At 56.0% G+C, this 17,836-nt stretch carries 15 protein-coding genes and 1 pseudogene; 7 read left to right on the forward strand and 9 right to left on the reverse strand.

Features of this window, described 5'->3' with window-relative positions:
• Window positions 1-96: 96 nt before the first annotated feature.
• Window positions 97-1,167, reverse strand: coding sequence for a dTDP-glucose 4,6-dehydratase (gene rfbB, locus AC3B5A_RS06340; protein ID WP_489799734.1), 1,071 nt, complete (start codon window positions 1,165-1,167; stop codon window positions 97-99).
• A 293-nt stretch (window positions 1,168-1,460) separates the two neighbouring features.
• Here rfbB and AC3B5A_RS06345 point away from each other — a divergent pair, with 293 nt between their 5' ends.
• The 5 genes from AC3B5A_RS06345 to AC3B5A_RS06365 all read left to right on the forward strand — a co-directional run bounded on the left by AC3B5A_RS06345 (window position 1,461) and on the right by AC3B5A_RS06365 (window position 8,173).
• Window positions 1,461-2,837 (forward strand): ATP-binding protein, encoded by a 1,377-nt coding sequence (locus AC3B5A_RS06345; protein WP_489760276.1) that lies wholly within the window; start codon window positions 1,461-1,463, stop codon window positions 2,835-2,837.
• A gap of 181 nt (window positions 2,838-3,018) precedes the next feature.
• Window positions 3,019-3,720: an ABC transporter ATP-binding protein gene (locus AC3B5A_RS06350; protein ID WP_489760277.1), complete on the forward strand. Its 702-nt coding sequence runs from the start codon at window positions 3,019-3,021 to the stop codon at window positions 3,718-3,720.
• Window position 3,721: 1 nt separating this feature from the next.
• A complete protein-coding gene (locus AC3B5A_RS06355) occupies window positions 3,722-6,937 on the forward strand; it encodes an FtsX-like permease family protein (protein WP_489799736.1) in 3,216 nt (1,071 codons plus the stop codon).
• 413 nt (window positions 6,938-7,350) lie between these two features.
• Window positions 7,351-7,941, forward strand: a complete 591-nt coding sequence (locus AC3B5A_RS06360; protein ID WP_489799738.1) for a hypothetical protein — start codon at window positions 7,351-7,353, stop codon at window positions 7,939-7,941.
• 61 nt (window positions 7,942-8,002) lie between these two features.
• On the forward strand, window positions 8,003-8,173 hold the full coding sequence (locus AC3B5A_RS06365) for a hypothetical protein (protein WP_489799740.1): 171 nt from the start codon (window positions 8,003-8,005) through the stop codon (window positions 8,171-8,173).
• A 130-nt stretch (window positions 8,174-8,303) separates the two neighbouring features.
• On the opposite strand, the gene AC3B5A_RS06370 is transcribed toward AC3B5A_RS06365, so the two are convergent.
• From AC3B5A_RS06370 to AC3B5A_RS06400, 7 genes and pseudogenes are all read right to left on the reverse strand, one after another.
• A complete protein-coding gene (locus AC3B5A_RS06370; protein ID WP_489799863.1) occupies window positions 8,304-9,362 on the reverse strand; it encodes a GmrSD restriction endonuclease domain-containing protein in 1,059 nt (352 codons plus the stop codon).
• Between the two features lie 223 nt (window positions 9,363-9,585).
• Window positions 9,586-10,467 (reverse strand): helix-turn-helix domain-containing protein, encoded by an 882-nt coding sequence (locus AC3B5A_RS06375; protein ID WP_489799742.1) that lies wholly within the window; start codon window positions 10,465-10,467, stop codon window positions 9,586-9,588.
• 176 nt (window positions 10,468-10,643) lie between these two features.
• Window positions 10,644-11,057: pseudogene (mscL, locus tag AC3B5A_RS06380) on the reverse strand (large conductance mechanosensitive channel protein MscL); the annotation flags it as partial.
• 238 nt (window positions 11,058-11,295) lie between these two features.
• On the reverse strand, window positions 11,296-12,126 hold the full coding sequence (locus AC3B5A_RS06385) for an ABC transporter ATP-binding protein (protein ID WP_489799744.1): 831 nt from the start codon (window positions 12,124-12,126) through the stop codon (window positions 11,296-11,298).
• 48 nt (window positions 12,127-12,174) lie between these two features.
• Window positions 12,175-14,034 carry a hypothetical protein gene (locus AC3B5A_RS06390; protein WP_489799746.1) on the reverse strand — a complete coding sequence of 620 codons (1,860 nt, stop codon included), beginning with the start codon at window positions 14,032-14,034 and terminating at the stop codon, window positions 12,175-12,177.
• Window positions 14,035-14,200: 166 nt separating this feature from the next.
• Window positions 14,201-15,349 (reverse strand): sensor histidine kinase, encoded by a 1,149-nt coding sequence (locus tag AC3B5A_RS06395; protein ID WP_489799748.1) that lies wholly within the window; start codon window positions 15,347-15,349, stop codon window positions 14,201-14,203.
• Window positions 15,342-16,106: a response regulator gene (locus tag AC3B5A_RS06400; protein WP_489799750.1), complete on the reverse strand. Its 765-nt coding sequence runs from the start codon at window positions 16,104-16,106 to the stop codon at window positions 15,342-15,344. Before AC3B5A_RS06400 ends, AC3B5A_RS06395 begins: the two co-directional genes overlap by 8 nt.
• Window positions 16,107-16,446: 340 nt before the next feature.
• Here AC3B5A_RS06400 and AC3B5A_RS06405 point away from each other — a divergent pair, with 340 nt between their 5' ends.
• Together AC3B5A_RS06405 and AC3B5A_RS06410 are read left to right on the forward strand one after the other, a co-directional pair.
• Window positions 16,447-16,713, forward strand: a complete 267-nt coding sequence (locus AC3B5A_RS06405; RefSeq protein WP_489799752.1) for a type II toxin-antitoxin system Phd/YefM family antitoxin — start codon at window positions 16,447-16,449, stop codon at window positions 16,711-16,713.
• On the forward strand, window positions 16,710-16,964 hold the full coding sequence (locus AC3B5A_RS06410) for a Txe/YoeB family addiction module toxin (RefSeq protein WP_489799754.1): 255 nt from the start codon (window positions 16,710-16,712) through the stop codon (window positions 16,962-16,964). The genes AC3B5A_RS06405 and AC3B5A_RS06410 overlap by 4 nt, the downstream gene beginning before the upstream one ends.
• A gap of 13 nt (window positions 16,965-16,977) precedes the next feature.
• Here the strand turns inward: AC3B5A_RS06410 and AC3B5A_RS06415 are convergent, their stop codons facing one another.
• Entirely contained in the window at window positions 16,978-17,769 is a 792-nt protein-coding gene (locus tag AC3B5A_RS06415) for an ABC transporter ATP-binding protein (protein ID WP_489799756.1), read from the reverse strand.
• Window positions 17,770-17,836 lie beyond the last annotated feature (67 nt).

Genomic DNA, 17,836 nt, shown 5'->3' on the forward strand with positions numbered 1-17,836 from the left:
ATCCACGTAGCTATTTGCCTTATGTATCCCATTACCTCACCAAACCTCACGAACCAATGTATGCGTATTTACCAGCGCCGTCACGCGCCTGCAGCCTTAATGCCCCTGCCGCCGGTACAGCCGCTCGGTTGGCGCCTTGTCGGCATTCCACCAGCTTTGCTGCGTTGCGTACCATTCTATGGTTTTCTCTAGACCTGCCATGAAGTCCGTATGCTGGGGCCGCCAGCCAAGCTCTTCCTTGATTTTGCGCGCGTCAATCGCGTACCGGCGGTCGGCTCCCGGGCGGTCGCACACATGGTCGAACTCGTCCGCACGGCGGCCCATGCAGCGCAGGATCATAGCCAGTACTTCGCGGTTGCTCAGCTCGCAGTCGGCACCGACCAGATAGGTCTCACCAGCCCGTCCGCGCGTGAGCACGGCCCAGAGCGCCGAACAGTGGTCTTCCACATGAATCCAGTCGCGCACCGCATCGCCAGTGCCATACAGCTTGGCGCGAGCGCCGGCGAGCAGGTTGGTGATTTGCCGCGGTATAAATTTTTCGACGTGCTGGTAGGGCCCGTAATTGTTGGAACAGTTGGAGATGGTGGCATTGAGGCCGTAGGTGCGGTGCCATGCGCGCACCAGGTGGTCACTGGCGGCCTTGGAGGCGGAGTAGGGGCTGGAGGGGCGGTATGGGCTGGCTTCGGTGAACTTGATGGTACTGCCTAGGGGAGTGTCACCGTAGACTTCGTCGGTACTCACGTGGTGGAAGCGCAGACCATACCTGCGCGCAGTTTCGAGCAGCACGTAGGTGCCTTGGATGTTGGTGTCCAGGAAGGGCTGGGCGTTGAGGATCGAGTTGTCGTTGTGGGATTCGGCGGCGAAGTTGACAATGGCGTCGATGGGGATGCGGCTTGTGCGGGCACACAATCGATCCACTAGCGCTGCGTCGGCGATGCTGCCGTGCACAAAGGTGAGAAAGCTGGAAGGCAGGCCGTTCAGGCTTTCGCGTTTGCCGGCGTAGGTCAGGGCGTCGAGTACGGTGACGTGCGTTTCGGGGTGGTGGGCGAACACCCAGCGCACAAAGTTCGCTCCAATGAACCCAGCTCCTCCGGTCACCAAGATATGGCGCGGGGCAACGTCCGTTCGGACACCTGTACCTTGCACTGGTTTTGCAACTTCAGCCATGCCTATATCATACGCAGCCTGCCAAAGGAGCCGGCAGCGCTAGTTTTCTGCCTCTATCCAAGCCTGCCTCTCAGCCCAGCCCGCCTTCAGCTGTCTGAACCGCTCAACTCGGCATTAAGCGCCACGCTTGCACATGTCCCGATTTGCTTTTTTAAGCGTCACCTATTTGCTTTTTTAAACGTCACCCATTTGCTTTTTTAAACGTCACCCATTTGCTTTTTTAAACATCGTCATCTATAATCGGCATAATAACGCCATTCCATTTACACTACCAGTTGCCGTAAGGAGTATGTATGTCAGCGCCATCGCAAACGTATCGTTACCGCATTATCGACGACCAACTTACAGAATATCTACAAACGTTCGGCGCAGTGTCCGTAGAAGGACCAAAATGGTGCGGCAAAACAACAACATGTCTCCAACAAGCCAATACCACTGTCGAAGTCACCGACCCTGCCGGCAATTACGCCGTTCGCACACTGGCACGCATCGATCCCAACCAACTGTTTGCAGGAACACCACCCATTCTGCTCGACGAGTGGCAAGCAGCTCCCGGCATCTGGGATGCGGTACGCCATAACGTAGATAGAAACCATGCCCGTGGCAAATTTTTACTCTGCGGCTCAGCTGTCCCCACTCACGGAACAACACACAGTGGTACAGGTAGAATTGCTCGTCTGCGCATGCACACTATGACGCTGTTTGAGTCAGGACTCTCATCCGGTTCGGTCTCATTACAACAGCTCATGAACGGCGCCCCAGCTGTCGGCATGACTCAAGGCGTCCATACACTCGACGATGTCATCGAGGCGATTTGCCGAGGCGGATGGCCTGAAACCATCAACGATCCCCTCAAACGCGCCATGCTCGTACCACGCCAATACGTCGAGTCCGTCTGCAATCGCCCCGCAGATACAACGAATATAGACCTTACTGGCAATGAGAACAACAACTTCGCGACGGAAGCCCACCAAGCAAGCGACAGCCCAACAGAAATCGACGAGAGCAATGTTGACCCCGACCGCATGCGCGCACTGTTTCGGGCGGTGGCACGCAGCACGGCCTCACCAGTCAAGAAAAACACACTGCTCCAGGATACAGACGACAACTATCGTCCCGCCAATAAACGCAATGTGGCAACTTCATACCAAACATTGAACCGTTATTATCAAATCCTGCGCCAGCTCTACCTTATTGACGAACAACCAGCTTGGGCTCCTGCGCTGCGTTCTCCTGTACGCCTGCGTGCAAAACCAAAACTGCATCTGACAGACCCGTCACTGGCAGTGGCATCACTTGGTGCCACACCGCAAACGCTGAAGGGCGATTTCAAAACCTTGGGATTGCTCTTCGAATCCATGGTGTACCGCGACCTAAATGTCTACGCATCAAGCTTCGACGCCCGCGTGTACCACTATCTCGACAACTCAGACCTTGAAGCCGATGCCATAGTCGAGCTCGACAACGGAGCCTGGGGAGCCTTCGAAGTCAAACTCAGCCCGGATAAAATCGACACTGCCGCTGAATCACTCAACCGCTTGGAAGCCAAGATGATTGCCAGCGGACAGGAAGGTCCACGGTGCAAATGCGTGATCGTAGGCACTTTCAACACAGCGTATACAAGGCCAGATGGCGTGCGCGTAGTACCAGTAGGCGCACTCCGGCCTTAACTACCGCACCAAGAGCAGAGAAGACAATACTAGCGTCCCACACCTTGCACCAATCCAGCGTTTTCTGCCGTACCAATAACCACACACGCTTTTCGCCGCGCAGGCCTAGACTGAATATCAACGTTTATATACAGGGGATGCCGCGTCAGAGCTGCGTCATCTTGGGACAAGGGGCAACGAGATGAGTTATATCGAAGTGATTGGCGAATCGAAGCGATATAAGACCGGAGACACTGTCATCGCTGCCAACAACGACGTCAATTTTTCGGTGGAGCAGGGCGCACTCGCCATCATTCTGGGTGCTTCTGGTGCCGGCAAGTCCACCATCCTCAACATTTTGGGCGGCATGGACACCTGCGATGAGGGTCAGGTGATCATTGACGGGCACGACATCGCCTCCTACAATGCCAAAGAACTCACCTCGTACCGCCGCACCGACGTGGGGTTCGTCTTCCAGTTCTACAATCTGGTGCCTTCGCTCACCGCGCGCGAGAATGTGGAGCTGGCATCTCAAATCGTGCAGGGTGCGGCAGACCCGGGACAAACGCTGGAAAGCGTGGGGCTGGGTGAACGTATGAACAACTTCCCAGCGCAGCTCTCCGGCGGAGAACAGCAGCGCGTGGCCATTGCCCGTGCCGTGGCTAAACGCCCCAAGATTTTGCTGTGTGACGAGCCTACTGGTGCGCTTGACTATGAGACCGGCAAGCAAGTGCTGCATATTTTACAGGATATGTCGCGTAAGTACGGTGCCACGGTGGTGATCGTGACGCACAATGCCGCCATTGCACCCATCGCGGACCGCGTGATCCACATGCGTGATGCCCGCGTGCAGCGCATCGAAGACAATCCAACCCCCACCGACATCGACGAAATCGAGTGGTGACATGGCCGGAAAGCACACCAAAAAGAGCGTCAACAAACTGCTGCGCACCCAAGCCCAGCAGAACGCCGACAACAACACCGGCAGCAGAGCGAAAACCAACGCAAGCGCCGCTACAACCGCTACAGCCACAGCAGCGGCAGCCGCAACCGCAGCAACCGCAGCAAAAGCCCAGCACCTTTCCAAAGCAATGCTATGGAAGGACATCCGCAAGTCATTCAGCAATTCAAAAGGCCGTTTCATCGCCATTGTCTGCTTGGTGGCACTCGGTTCATTCGCGCTGGTAGGCCTCACCGTTACCGGGCCCGATATGCGCTCTGCCGGCAACGATTACTTCAACGAACATCATCTGGCCGACCTCTCCGTCATCAGCGATTACGGGCTCGACCAGGCCGACCGCAACGCCATCGGTACCACAAAAAGCACCAGTCATGTTGAATACGGCTATCTGAAAGACGTGGTGACCAGCAGCGCCGGCAAGCCCACCGACGAGAGCCTGCGCATCTATTCCACGCCTCAGCAGGTTTCGACCTACGAACTCACACAGGGGCGTATGCCGCACGGGGACAGCGAAATCGCAGTGGACGGCGGCTTGGCAAAGCAGCATCCGGTCGGATCAAACCTGAGTGTGAGCGAACAGGCTGATCAGCTGGGGCGCACCGTGCTGCGCCAGCACACTTTCCGTGTGGTAGGTGTGGTGCAATCGCCAGAAATCATCAGCCGAGTCAACTTGGGTAACTCCACCTCCGGGTCCGGATCGCTCGACTCATTTGGCATCGTCGACCCCAAAGCCTTCAATTCCGACGAATACATGATTGCCAGACTCACCTTCAGCGACCTGGACGCGATGGGTGACCACTATTCCAACGCATACACCAAAGCCTTGCAGCAGCATAAAACCGACTTGAACCGTGCGTTGGCCTCTCGCCCCGATCAGCGGCTGGCCGAGATTCGCACCAACAAGCAACCCAGCATCGACCAGGCACAGCGGCAGATCGACGACAGTAAAGCCAAGCTCAACGATACGCAAAACCAACTCACCAGCGCCAAACAGCAGCTTGACGATGCGCAGACGAAAATCAACGCCGCACAGGTCCAAATCGACCAGAAGCAGGCGCAGATCGACCAAACCAAAAACACCCCCGTCGCCGCACCCGATCCCAACGCCTCACCGGAAGCCCGAGCCCAACTCGCACAAGCCCAGGCACAAGCACAGGAACAGCTCACCCAAGCACAGACCCAACTGGATCAGGCGAAAACACAGCAGAACCAAGCACGAACCGATCTGCAGAACAAAACCAACGAATACAACACCAACCTCGCGCAATTTAACCAGAGCAAACCGGAAGCCGAGCAAAAAATCAGCGAAGCAGAGGCCAAACTCAGCGAAGCCAAAGCCACCCTAAACGACATGGCCAAGCCCACATATTCGGTCAATTCGCGGCGTGAGGCCCCTGGCGCCGACGGTTACACGGTGTATCACTCGGTCTCGGTAATTGTGGATTCGCTGTCGCGCATCTTCCCCTACTTCCTCTACCTCGTGGCAGCTCTGGTCACTTTCTCCACCATGACCCGGTTTGTGGAAGAGGAGCGCATCAACTCCGGCACGCTCAAGGCACTCGGCTATTCCAACCGCGATGTGATGAAGAAATTCGTGGTATACGGCACTGCAGCCTCAGCACTCGGCGCACTCATCGGCATTGCGGCAGGGCATACGCTCATGCCGGCCATCGTGTATGCCGCCTACGGCCACGCGTTCGACATGCCGTTCATCGCCATGAACTTCAACTGGCAGGTCACGCTACTGGCCGTGGTGCTGGCCGCTGTGAGCGCCGTGGTGCCAGCCGCATTGAGCGCACACAACGAATTGCGCGAGCGCCCGGCAAGCCTGTTGCTGCCCAAAGCTCCCTCCAACGGCTCGAAAATCATGCTGGAGCATATTCCGTTCGTCTGGAATCGCCTCAGTTTCACGCACAAAGTCACCGCTCGCAACATCTTCCGATACAAGCAGCGCATGTTTATGACCATCTTTGGCGTGGCTGGCTCGGTGGCGTTGCTTATGGCCGGGTTTGCGGTGCAAGGCTCCATTTCAGGCATCAACGCACACCAGTTCGGGCCGGTGCTCGACTACAGCCTCATTGCCGCACACAACGACCATATCTCGCAGAAACAGCATGATGCCATAGCCAAGCGGCTCAAGCAATACGATGTGGAACGTGCCACCAGCGTGCGCTACGAGAACCTCACCAAAGTGGCCGGCAGCAACGACGACAAGCAAGACATCACGCTGATTGTGCCGGAGCACGCCTCACAATTGGGCGACTATGTAACGCTGCGCACCCGGGACGGCCACAAACCGCTTTCGCTCGGCGGGAGCAACGGGAGCAACGCGACCGGCAACACGGACTCCGCCAGCTCAAGCAACGCAAACGACACCGCCAGCTCGAGCTCAGGCGGCGCTCAAAATTCCGCTGCCAACACCAACGGCGGCGCCATTGTCTCCGAACGATTCGCCAATTTGGTGCACGCCAAAGTCGGCAGTACCATCGACGTGCAGGATGCCGGCGGGCACAGCCACAAAGTGCGTATTTCTGGCATTTGCGAGATGTATATGGGTCACTTCATGTTCATGAGCCCAGAGACCTACGCTTCCGTGTTCGGTACCACGTTTACCTCGAACGCAGACCTGGTCACCCTTCGCGACGGCAGCACCGCCAACGTGAAACACCAGTCTGCCTCGTTCATGCGGCTGGACGGCATCAAGGGCGTGCAGCAGAACACGGCGCTTATGACGCAAATTGACACCGTGGTCTCGTCGCTCAACATCATCATGTGGGTGCTTATCATCGTGGCTACGCTGCTTGGTGTGGTAATTCTCTACAATCTCACCAACCTCAATGTCACCGAACGCATCCGCGAGCTGAGCACCATCAAAGTGCTCGGTTTCTACAACCGCGAGGTGACGATGTATATTTACCGCGAGACCATCCTGCTCTCCGGCATAGGCGTGCTGGCAGGCTACCTCTTCGGCGCTTGGCTGCATCGCTACATCATCACCTCAGTGCCGCCGGACAACGTCATGTTCGATCCGTCCATCAGTTGGACCGGATTTGTGGTGCCGCTGGTGCTGGTGGTGGTCATCACCGCTGTGCTGGGCTGGCACGTAAACCGCAAGCTCGCACACATCGACATGCTCGACGCATTGAAGTCCGTGGACTGATCGCAGGTGGTGCTGACGAGAAACCGCCAGCACCACCTCATCTGTAACGCAGCTCAGCTCCGGTGCGTCTGTAAGGCAACAGAAGCAAACAGACTGAGATGCGCCTTAAGTTGGTATGCAAACATCAAATACAGGTAATCGACGCCACCACTAGTCACCTAAACCAGCCAAAAGTTCTACCGATTTAAATAAACTTTTGGCGGAATTTCAACGATTATCGCACCTTCGTCCAGTCATCCGGTCTGGCAATTTAAATAAACGCGGCAGTCATATGTCTCATAACGACACGCCCGAAATGTGGATAACTCCGAGCATTCGACCACATACGCTAACAATCATCTCCCTGCACCATCAAATCCAATACGCTTATCTGCATATATCATAATTGCTTATTTATCCGGAATGGAGGACACATGGAAGATACTTACCCCACACTGGTACAGCTACTTGATTTAGCATCGGAAATCGCTTCCATCGCAGGCGTTATCGGTATTATCGTCGCAGTATTCACCTACCGCAAGGCCGTGCGCGACACTGATAAGGCCGAGCAGATTCAGCTGATGCATAACTCTATAGAAGTCATCAATATCTTCACCGATTCATTTGCTCCGCAAATTCCCAGCTACAGGCAACGCATGAAAATCGAATACACAAAGAAGCGATCACAAATCATCACTACTAACAAGCGAGAGAATCCTTCTTTCACCGTCTCTTCTATTTCTCATACCGTCGATAGAACCCTCAAACAGCAAGCTCAACTGAAGGCAAACGTCGGCAATCTATTCAACAAGCTTGAGCAGATTTGCACATACATCAGGAGTGACCTCATTCTTGACGATATTGTGTACCCTGTTCTGCACTATGAATTCCTTGAATTCATCAATAGCAACGAAGAATCGTTGACACACCTGACCACGCCGTCCAAACCCTATACGGGAATACACTTCACCATAAGCAAGTGGCAAGCTCAGACAAAACACGATACTATGAAACAATACATGTGAATGCGTTTACACAAGATCTATCCGCCCGTGACAATAACACTGCACACGAAGGACCGATGAGATGACTGAACAGAAGCAATACAAATCAATCGAACAAATCAATGCTGAACTGCTAGTGCAGTGTAAAGCAGAACTCGAGGAAATTACCATTGAAGCCGAAAAGCGGGCGCGTAACGCCAACATTTTCTCTGACTACTACAAGGTGACCCATGGGCTACCCACAGATTGGTGACTAGCCCTGACGCAGCCAAAAGTTCTACCAAATTAAATAAACTTTTGGCGGAATTGCAACGATTATCGCACCTTCGTCCAGTCAACTGGTCTATCGATTTAAATAAACCCGCTGGCCTGAGCAATAACGTTTACTCGCAGGCGATGCCGTCGTGGTCACGGTCGAGGGCGGAGCGGTAGCCGGGCTGTCCGGCGTACAGCGGAGCTTTGCCGGCAGCACGTACAGCCGTGCAGTTTTGGTAGTACACATTGGTGTCCGGTGCAGGCTGGGGTGCCGGGGCAGGAGCAGGAGCGGGCGCTTGCGGCGCGGGAGCCTGTGGCACTGGTGCGGGAGCCGGCTGCGGGGCAGGAGCCGGAGATGATGGGCGCGTATGTTGCGGCGCTTCACCGGCGTTGCTGGGTTCTGTGTTCACATTCGGTTCGACGGGAGCGCCGCCAGCCGAGTTCGCATCGTTGTTCTGCCCAGCAGACGCTGCATCGGAGTCAATCTTGCCGGCTCCATCGCCCTCGGCAAAGGGCCCATTATCCTGTGCCACTTTATGGGCGGGGCAGGCCTTGAGGGTCTTGTTCATCGCTTTTTTCTCAGCAGCGGTGACCCAAAGACCATACTTGTGCTTCACGCCGATCTGCCGCGATACATAATCGCAACGATACTTCTTGTTTTTGGGAAGCCAAGTGGCTGCGTCCCCATCCTTTTTCTTCTGGTTCGACGGGCCGTCAACAGCCAGGAGATTGTACGGATCGTTGGCCAGCTGCTGACGTTGCTCGGCGGAAAGTGCCTGTGCGCCGGTCTGCCATGCATTGGAAAGCGCCACCACATGGTCAATCTGCACTTTGCTGGACGTCTTCTTGCCTTGCTTGAAGTGAATCTTCTTGCCGGTGTACGGATCGGCGAGGTTGCCTGACATCACCTTGCAGTCGTTGGTGCCGGCTTTGAACTTCTTCTTCGTCAAGTCGCGCTTTAACACGTCGTTGCGGGTGTCGCAACCGTTCTTGTCCACATCCGCCCAAGCCTTGCCGAATTCGGAGCGGGAATACCCGGTTTTGGGTGCGCGCCCTTTGACCGGCAGCGTGTTCAGCACGCTTTTCGCACTCTGCGGCTCATCGGCCTGCGCCTGCTCGGGTGCAATGACCACAGCCGCCGGCAACAGCACCGCCACCGCCAGCAACGCCACAAACGCGCGTTTCATGGCATGCATGCCGGAAACTTTGCCGGCCCCCTCAATGTTGTGTTCATGGTTACTTCTACGCCAAAAACCGTTCACCGACTCACACTCTCTCTCGACAGCCGTTGAAAACCCAGCAATATTATAGCGGTTATGGCGTTACCGCACACCGGCAACACGTTCACATTCCACAAAGTTGGCCGAAGTCTGAACATCTCTATACGGGGATACCTCCACGAAAGCCGCTCTACTCGTCACCGTTACCGCTCACATCGGCACCGTCGTCCTCCAACAATTTGAGCGCGCGGCGCAAAGACGAAACAGAACCGAACCCGCACAGCGCACTCACCTCGTTAAGTGTGAGCCCTGGTTGCCGAGCCTCCAGCTTTTGAGCAGCGTGTGCACGAACATTGCGCACCAACGTGGTGAAATTCGTATGATGTTCCTGCAGTTCAAGCTGCAATGTACGAGTGGAAACGCCTTCATACTCCGCCACATCGGACACGCTCAGTTCCGGGTCGGAGAAGTGGGTGGCCACGTATTCCCTGACACGCAGAATCAGCGGTATACGGCTCGTATCCTGCTCAAAGCACAGGACCAGCAACGCTCGCGCCGCCTCATCCACCACATCAGCCAGCACTTCGGCAGTCTCACCGTTCGGCTCATGCAAGTTGCACATAGTTATCACGAACGAGAGCAGCGGGCGCAGTGCCGCTGTGTCAATCTTGTTGTACCGCTGGTCAGCGTTCGGTGCAAGCTGCTCCATCGACACCGCCGACGAAAAAAGACGTTGCGACATGCTCACGCCAACAAGTTCGTTGACTGTACCGGAAGTTCGGTAGGTGACCACACCCTCACCAGGCGGCAGCAAGTACACCCCGGGCTCCCGCGTCACCACGATACCTTCGGATGATTCCACGTGCAGCGAACCTTGCAGCAAAAAGGTGAGTGTGGCCATGCCAGCGGTGGAACGTTCTCGTTTCCAGCACATCGCGGTAGGGCCGAGGGTCATGTGCGAAAGGGTAACCTCGGGAAACACCGCCGCTTTGGATGCCAGCACACCGTTTTTGTGCACCGTGCCGGGGCTGGTGTTGCCGATTGCCACTGGTACATCGTTGCGATCGAACATGACTCGCCTCTTTCCCCTTCAGTGCGCCCTTACGGACGCGTCCCCTCTCGCGCGCCGCCACCGGGGCCTTGGTAGGCACCTGAAGACGCAGCGAAACGCATACCTGACTCATCACGTGCGCCAACCGCACGGTCAGCTTTACTAACATCATCGTCTGTCTTGCCGTTGAGCGCCCGCAGCTCACCGGAGATTCCCTGCAACAGCTCAATCATCTCCGCGTTGGCTTCAGACTGCTTCTTCTCCTCAGCTTCTTCGTCCTCACTGGCGATACCCATTTTTTCGGCCAGCGCCTTAGACATATCGCGAACTTTGTTGATGGGTACGACGATGACGAAGTACACTGCAGCAGCGATGAGTAAGAAGTTGAGCAGAGCGCTGAGAATCCCGCCGAACGAGATGGTGGCATTGTTGAAGGTGAAGTTGAGCAGGTTGTCCATGTTCGGCTTGCCGAAAATCATGGCAATCAGCGGGTTGATCAGGTCTTTGACGATGGCGTTGACCACAGCGGTGACCGCGGAGCCCATGACCACACCAACTGCCATGTCAATCATGTTCCCGCGTGAGATAAACTCCCTGAATCCCTTCAGCATGCCCCCTCCTTGGCCGCTCAGCTTGCTCTTCCCTCCATTCTACCTGAGCAATCTACCAATTCTTGCATAACGAGAACATATACAATTAAATATTGAATATATTGTATTGCCGTTCATGCCGGTGCAACTGCTGCCCGCTGGAGCAACTACACACGCCCACAACACCATCCTGCCTTACGCAGTACGACCGGTCTTCCTTCCGGCCCCAAGCAGGGCACCGCCACCCCTAACCAACTGTTCACATGCCCTCTTCCAAAGCCCCGTCCTTCAGCAGCAGACGCTCAATCTGCCCAGCGGCAAGCGCGGAAAACTCGTTTACCACGTTCCCTTGTTTCATCAACAGAATGCGGTCAGCTGTAGCGGCGACCTGCGGGTCATGAGTCACCAGAAGGCACGTCTTCAAACCACCTTGCATGGCGTTGGCAAGTGCGGCGAGGATATCTTCTCGAGCCTGGGGATCAAGATTGCCGGTCGGTTCATCGGCGAACAGCACATCAGCTCTCATCATGAGCGCGCGAGCGATGGCCACGCGCTGCTGCTGACCTCCAGAAAGCTCTGTGACCGACGCACCGGCAAGGTCTGGGCTGAGGTTGACGGAGGCGAGCGCACGGCGTACTTCAGCATCACGATATTGCTGTTTCGCCAGCCTGAGCGGAAGCGCGACATTTTCGGCAACGCTCAGACTGTCGATGAGCATGTAGTCTTGAAAAATGAATGCAAATTCCGACCGCCGTAGAGCGGCAAGTTGCGTCTCCCGAAGCTTGTCGAGATGCTTGCCGCGGTAAGAGACATGCCCGTTACTGGGTTTTAAAATTCCTGCCAGCAGGCGCAGTGTAGTGGATTTTCCACACCCAGAGGGGCCAATCAGCGCAGTCGTTTCTCCCTCGCGCAGTGTGATGTTCAGCGGTCCTATTTGGTTGATACCGGAGCCGTTGGCTTGCTTGGATCGGTAGGAGAATTCGAGATCTGAGGCAGACAGCACTGGTTCACACTGACGCTTGGTTTCACCGTCGTCAGCGCAGCGATTGCGGGTATTGAGCGTGGCGTGTGCCGTTGTTTGGGGAAGCATGTTCAAACCTTTCGTAGTATTGCAGATTGCGTTTGGGGACGGGGATACTTAAGCGTTCGGCAGACTCTTGCGGTAAGACAAGCCATGCACCACCAGCGCGAGCAGGCCTACGGCGCAGACCATGAGCAGCAAACCGATGATTTGCGGGGTGGGAACGAAGCTTGAGATGCCACCATAGAACACCTGCGATTCGGAACGTAGGCATAGGTTCATGACGAGTACCGATCCGCACGTTCCCAGCAGGGATGCCGAAAGCATGTGCACCAAAACGTACAGAGCACCCGCTGCGGCGTACCGCCATGCACCAAAGACGATGAGCCGTGCCGCTAATGCTTCTTTTTTGCGTTCGGCTATCAGGTCGAACACCACCGATACCGCGCCAATCAAGCAGATAGCCAACACTGGGTACACGATGGGTGCAGCCTCACTCAACCCGTTGCCCCCGTTCACCGACGCAGCCTTCCCGGGAGCCAGATGACGGATCCATTCGGAAGCGGACTCAACGTTAAAATCGGCTGCAGGGAGGGCACGAGCCGACTTGTTGGAAATCAACGCGAGCGCGTTGGAATTCGGTGATGCCACCGCTGCCCGGTCGAGCACGAAATACTCCCCAAGAGCAGCCGGCAGTTTCGCGATGGCAACAACTGGCAGCTCGCGAGTGCCGTCACCGACAGCCACACATATCATGTCGCCGAGCGCGATGGCATCACCGTCATCGTTGACATCTTGCGCAAGCGCCACCACTCCGCCGGTCGCTTCCAGGGAGCCTTGCACAACGGTATCACGCGGAATGAGCGTGGAGATATGACCGCTGGACACGGTGCGAGCATTGTTGGCAACTCCATACTGCTGTATTTGCTGCGCACAACCGGTCTGTGCTGCCCACTTGGAAACGGCGGTGGTTTCGGACAGTATCAGCGCGTTAGAGTCGCTGCGCTGTACCGCTTGCGTAAAGTCGGCACCGCGCAACGTAGCGCCACTGACTACAGATGTGTCACTGCCCATCACCGTGGAGAGCGAAGCTCGGGCATCTGCGTCGGTATACCCGTACACGCTGTACACCGTGCCGAGCAGCACAGAGGCTATGGCTGCCAAGGTGAATAGAGCCGTAGATGTGGCTGTTTCGAGATTGCGGAAGGCCAGGAGCAGCACATTGTTGTTGGTCAATGAGGCCACTCGCGCCGAAGCCTGTTTCAGCACGAATCCAGCACCGCGCACCAGCAACCATCCCCACACAAAGCACAGCAGAAAACCTAACGCTATATTCGAGGAACTGTAGTCGCTTACTGCCGCAAAGCCAGTGCCCACCACCAAAGCAACGGCCAACAGCCCGGTGAACCATGGGCGACGATGCCGTACAGCGGTCACTTTCCCTACTGTCAGGTCGGGTACAGCGCTGACGATGCGCCATGACGACAGGGCAGCGCCCACACTTGTACAGAACGCGGATGCCAGCACAGTGATGCCTGCGGCAGGCAACGCAACACTCAAGCGGAACGCAGGAATATGCATATCTATACCGCGATATATCAGATTGATCGGGGAGACGAGCAGTACACCGCACACGCTGCCAACCACCGCGGAATACACGGAAAGCTTGAGCTGCACCGCAACGACACCGACCATGAGCTTGAGAGGCGAGGCGCCAGTCAAACGCAAACGCATCAGCGGCTTCCACTGTGCGGTAAAAGCGTGGTCAGCAACGATTTTGGTAACTGCCATCGCGCACACCAGGCAGATGATCATGATCCCTGCCGGACTGGAGGAATCACCCTCGGCACTCTGCGCCAGCATCACCTCAGCGATGGTGAACACCAAGACCATCGCCACCGCATTGGCCATAACATTGACGGCTTGGAGCGCACGTTTGTCACGCCATAGCGAATTGACCAAACTAACATATTGCATAAGCCCACCAATCGTGCGTGGGCATCACGCCCAGTACCAGCGTTCGCAAGGCCATTACTCAGCAACGTTCGAACGTCACCCGGTGTAATCGCCTTACACTGCGAGCCTACAAAGTATGGAACGGGAGCGCAGCAGGCAAATGTCACTGCCGGCAGACGATTGTCACTCACTCAGCGCACTCAGTAAAGTCCTCGTCATGTTCGATGGGGTAGATGATGTCGACTTGGGCACCACTAAGGCTGCCATGTGGCGCAATATGCATGCTGCCACCTATTGCGGTGATACGCGAGCGCAGAGAACTCAGGCCGAACCCGGTATGGTTTGCCGGCATGCCGCTTCCATCATCGCTCACGCGCAACGACACGGTGTAGGCATTCACTCGAATCTCAACGACCGCTCGAGTTGCTTTGGCGTGGCGCACCACATTGGTCAGCAACTCTTGCAGCGAGCGGTACAGCACCGTTTTCTCTACTCCCGGCAGCTGAGCCACGTCACCAACCACTACCGCTTGTACGTCAAGTTCTGTGGAATGAAATGAGTCCGCTAGCGCTTGGATTGACCCATTGGTCAGCTCTTCTCCGAACGCCGCAGGGTTGAGCGCGCGGGCCTGCTGCCGCACTTGTGTGAGTCCGTCGTGGGAAATCTGGAGGATACTGTCAATGGACACACGCAGCGCCTCGTCCTCGGCTGGCACACGGCGTTGCACAGCCTCCGCTTGCAAGTGAACGGCAGAAAATGACTGCCCTATGGAATCGTGCATCTCACTGGCCATCCGGGCGCGTTCGCGGGCTAACGCCAAACTTTCGATCACAACGGTTTGCCGTTCCAAACGCGCATTTTGGCGCAGCAGCTGCCGAATCGAATGCGAATACAGCAGCAGCAACGCGGCCACTAAAGCCGGAATCAGCAGAGTATACAGCGCAGCTCCATAATCGAGCCGCGGGTACGACAGTAATCGGAATGCGGCAAACCCTACGAGTTCACAGCCGACAACCGCTAGCTCGCACTTCTCGGAGCTGGCAAACAGCACGTCAACGCTGACCACAAGCAGCGTGTATATCTGTCCGTCTCGGTTAAAGACAATTTGTGCCGCAGCAACAATGATGAGCACTATGCCAAACAGCAGGCCTGCACGGCGGTCGGGCACCAGCCGGTACAAGCCCCACAACAGCAGAGTTACAAACAACCACCCGAACATGAGTACGGGGGATCCATACGCCGACATGAGCACGGTGATGCCCAGCGCAATGACAAACATGGCGGCTGAGTAGGGGAGGAATGTGCGTGAAGCCCGCATTGCTTGTCTGTCACCCATGGAGCAGCACCGCTAATTCCGTGCGATTACGCACACCAACTTTGGCAAAGACGGCACTCAAATGGTTGCGTACCGTGCCGACCGACATGAACAGTCGCTGCGCTATCTCACGATTGGTGACCCCCTGCGCCGCCATGTCGGCAATGCGCCGATCCTCTTCGCTGAGCTGTGCGAGCACACGCTGCCGCTCACTGCGGGATGGCGCCGCTGTTCTTTCTGCCGACTCTGCGGCCTCTATTGCGGCAGGATGCACTGCTGCAATTTGAGTTTCCGCGGGTTCCCCGTGAGAGGAGTTCAGTACGCCCGACTGCTCACGCCGCTGCCTCTGTGCCAGCAAGCCGGCCATGCGCTCCATCTCGCTGGCGCCGAACGCCATGCCACCGCCAGCCACGGTGCGAATAGCCGCAACGATGTCGTCGCCAGACGCGTCCTTGAGCAGATGCCCGCGCCCACCGGCCTGAATACAGTCAAGCAGGCTGGCGTCCTCGTCGAACGCCGTGAGCATGATGCAACTGATATCCGGATGCGTCTGCGCAAGCCGTGCGATAAATTCAGCGCCACTCATCTCGGGCATGCGCGCATCAACCAGTGCCACGTCAACGTCGTCAAGTCTGTCGTCCTGCAGGGCATCGTTAGGATGAGCCGAGCTGATGACCACACTGCAATCGTCTTCAGCCGCCACGATGGCAGACAACCCCAACCGCACCAACTCTTGATCGTCCACCAAAGCCAGACCAATCGCCCCGTTGTCCGCCATCGCTGCCGCCTTACGCTTCCATTCTTACCGCTAAACCCTCTCCCTCAATTCCAACCGAAGGGCACGACTCCACGATACACACGATCATTATGAGAGTCATAACTGCGGTATGACTCTCACAGCTTTGAAGGAAGCCAAGCGCGACACGGTTATCCACATTCTGACAATAACGGCAAGCATTCGTCCACAATGATCGATTCTGTTTTCCCACCTCACAAATCCATGTCATAGTAGGCCGTACACAACCCACTACAACACAACAAAGAAACAAGGAAGTAGAGACGACACGCCGAGCATGATACAATTTCTCGTACATACAACCAAGGAGATCATCATGCCTATGACTGTTTCGTATAGCAACTTCAGGAAGGATTTGAAATCCTATATGCGCAAAGTTAACGACGAATGCGACACACTGCTCGTCACCAATAAAGACCCGAACGACAACGTCATTGTGATGAGCACCGACGAGTACGACTCCATTATGGAAACCATTTATGTTATGCAGAACCCCAAGCTCTACAACAAAGTCCTTAACGGACTACAAGATGCTCGCGACGGCAAAGTTTATCAGCACGCCCTCATCGACCCAGAGGAGGACTCGTGATTCTATCTTGGACAGAACGAGCTTGGGAAGACTATCAGTACTGGCAGCAGCATGATAGCAAAGTCCTCAAGAGGCTCAATACCATCATCCGTGATACCTTGAGACATCCCTACAGCGGTATCGCCAAACCGGAATCCCTGAAGTGGGAGTTGGAAGGGGCTTGGTCGCGACGCATTGACGTACGGAACCGGCTGATTTACCTCGTTGTGGACGATGAATTAAGAATCATTCAAGCACACGACCACTATTAACGCGTACTGCCCATCACTCGCTGATTTTGGCCTGCTTGGTGGGGTCGGCAAAAGCAATGGACTGGCCTTCGCGCTGGGCACCGTCTGCGGCGGAACCGGTGAATGCGGGGCGACCGCCAGCAGCCTCGTAGGCAGCACGAGCTTCCTCGTCATTCCACTGTTCTCCAACCAAAACGCCATGATTGAGCATGATCTCACGTTGGGCGCAAGAGGCCACCAGCGCATCGTGCGTGACCACGATGATGGTGGTGCCTTGAGCATGCAGCTCCCGGAACAGATCAAGCACAATGTTCTCGTTCTTCTCATCCAAGTTGCCGGTGGGCTCGTCGGCCAGCACCAGCTTTGGATGGTTGATCAGCGCGCGGGCAATGCACACTCTCTGCTGCTCGCCGCCGGAAAGCTCGCTCGGCAAATGCTTGGCACGGTCCTTAAGCCCCACATGGTCAAGCGCTTCCAACGCCTCAGCCTCATCCACCACCGAATGGTAATACTGCGAAACCATCACGTTCTCCACTGCCGTCAGGTGCGGCACCAAATAGAACTTCTGGAACACCAGGCCGATTACATTCTTACGCACTCCGGCCAGCTGCCGGGCGTTCAGGTCCTCAAGCCGTCGCCCTTCAAGCTCCACAGATCCCTTGGACGGTGTATCCATGCAGCCGATGATGTTCATCAACGTGGTCTTGCCCGAGCCGGACGACCCCACTATGGAGAGCCACTGACCTTGCGGCACAGTGAGACTCAAGTCGTCCACAGCGTGCAGGTCGCCGTATATCTTCGAAATATGGTCCAGTTCCAGCAGCATGAGTTACTCCTTGGCATCGCAGGATAGAAGGGACAAATACGATAGTTGGGACGAATTAAATCGTTGG

This window comes from Bifidobacterium sp. ESL1133 (assembly GCF_058107325.1).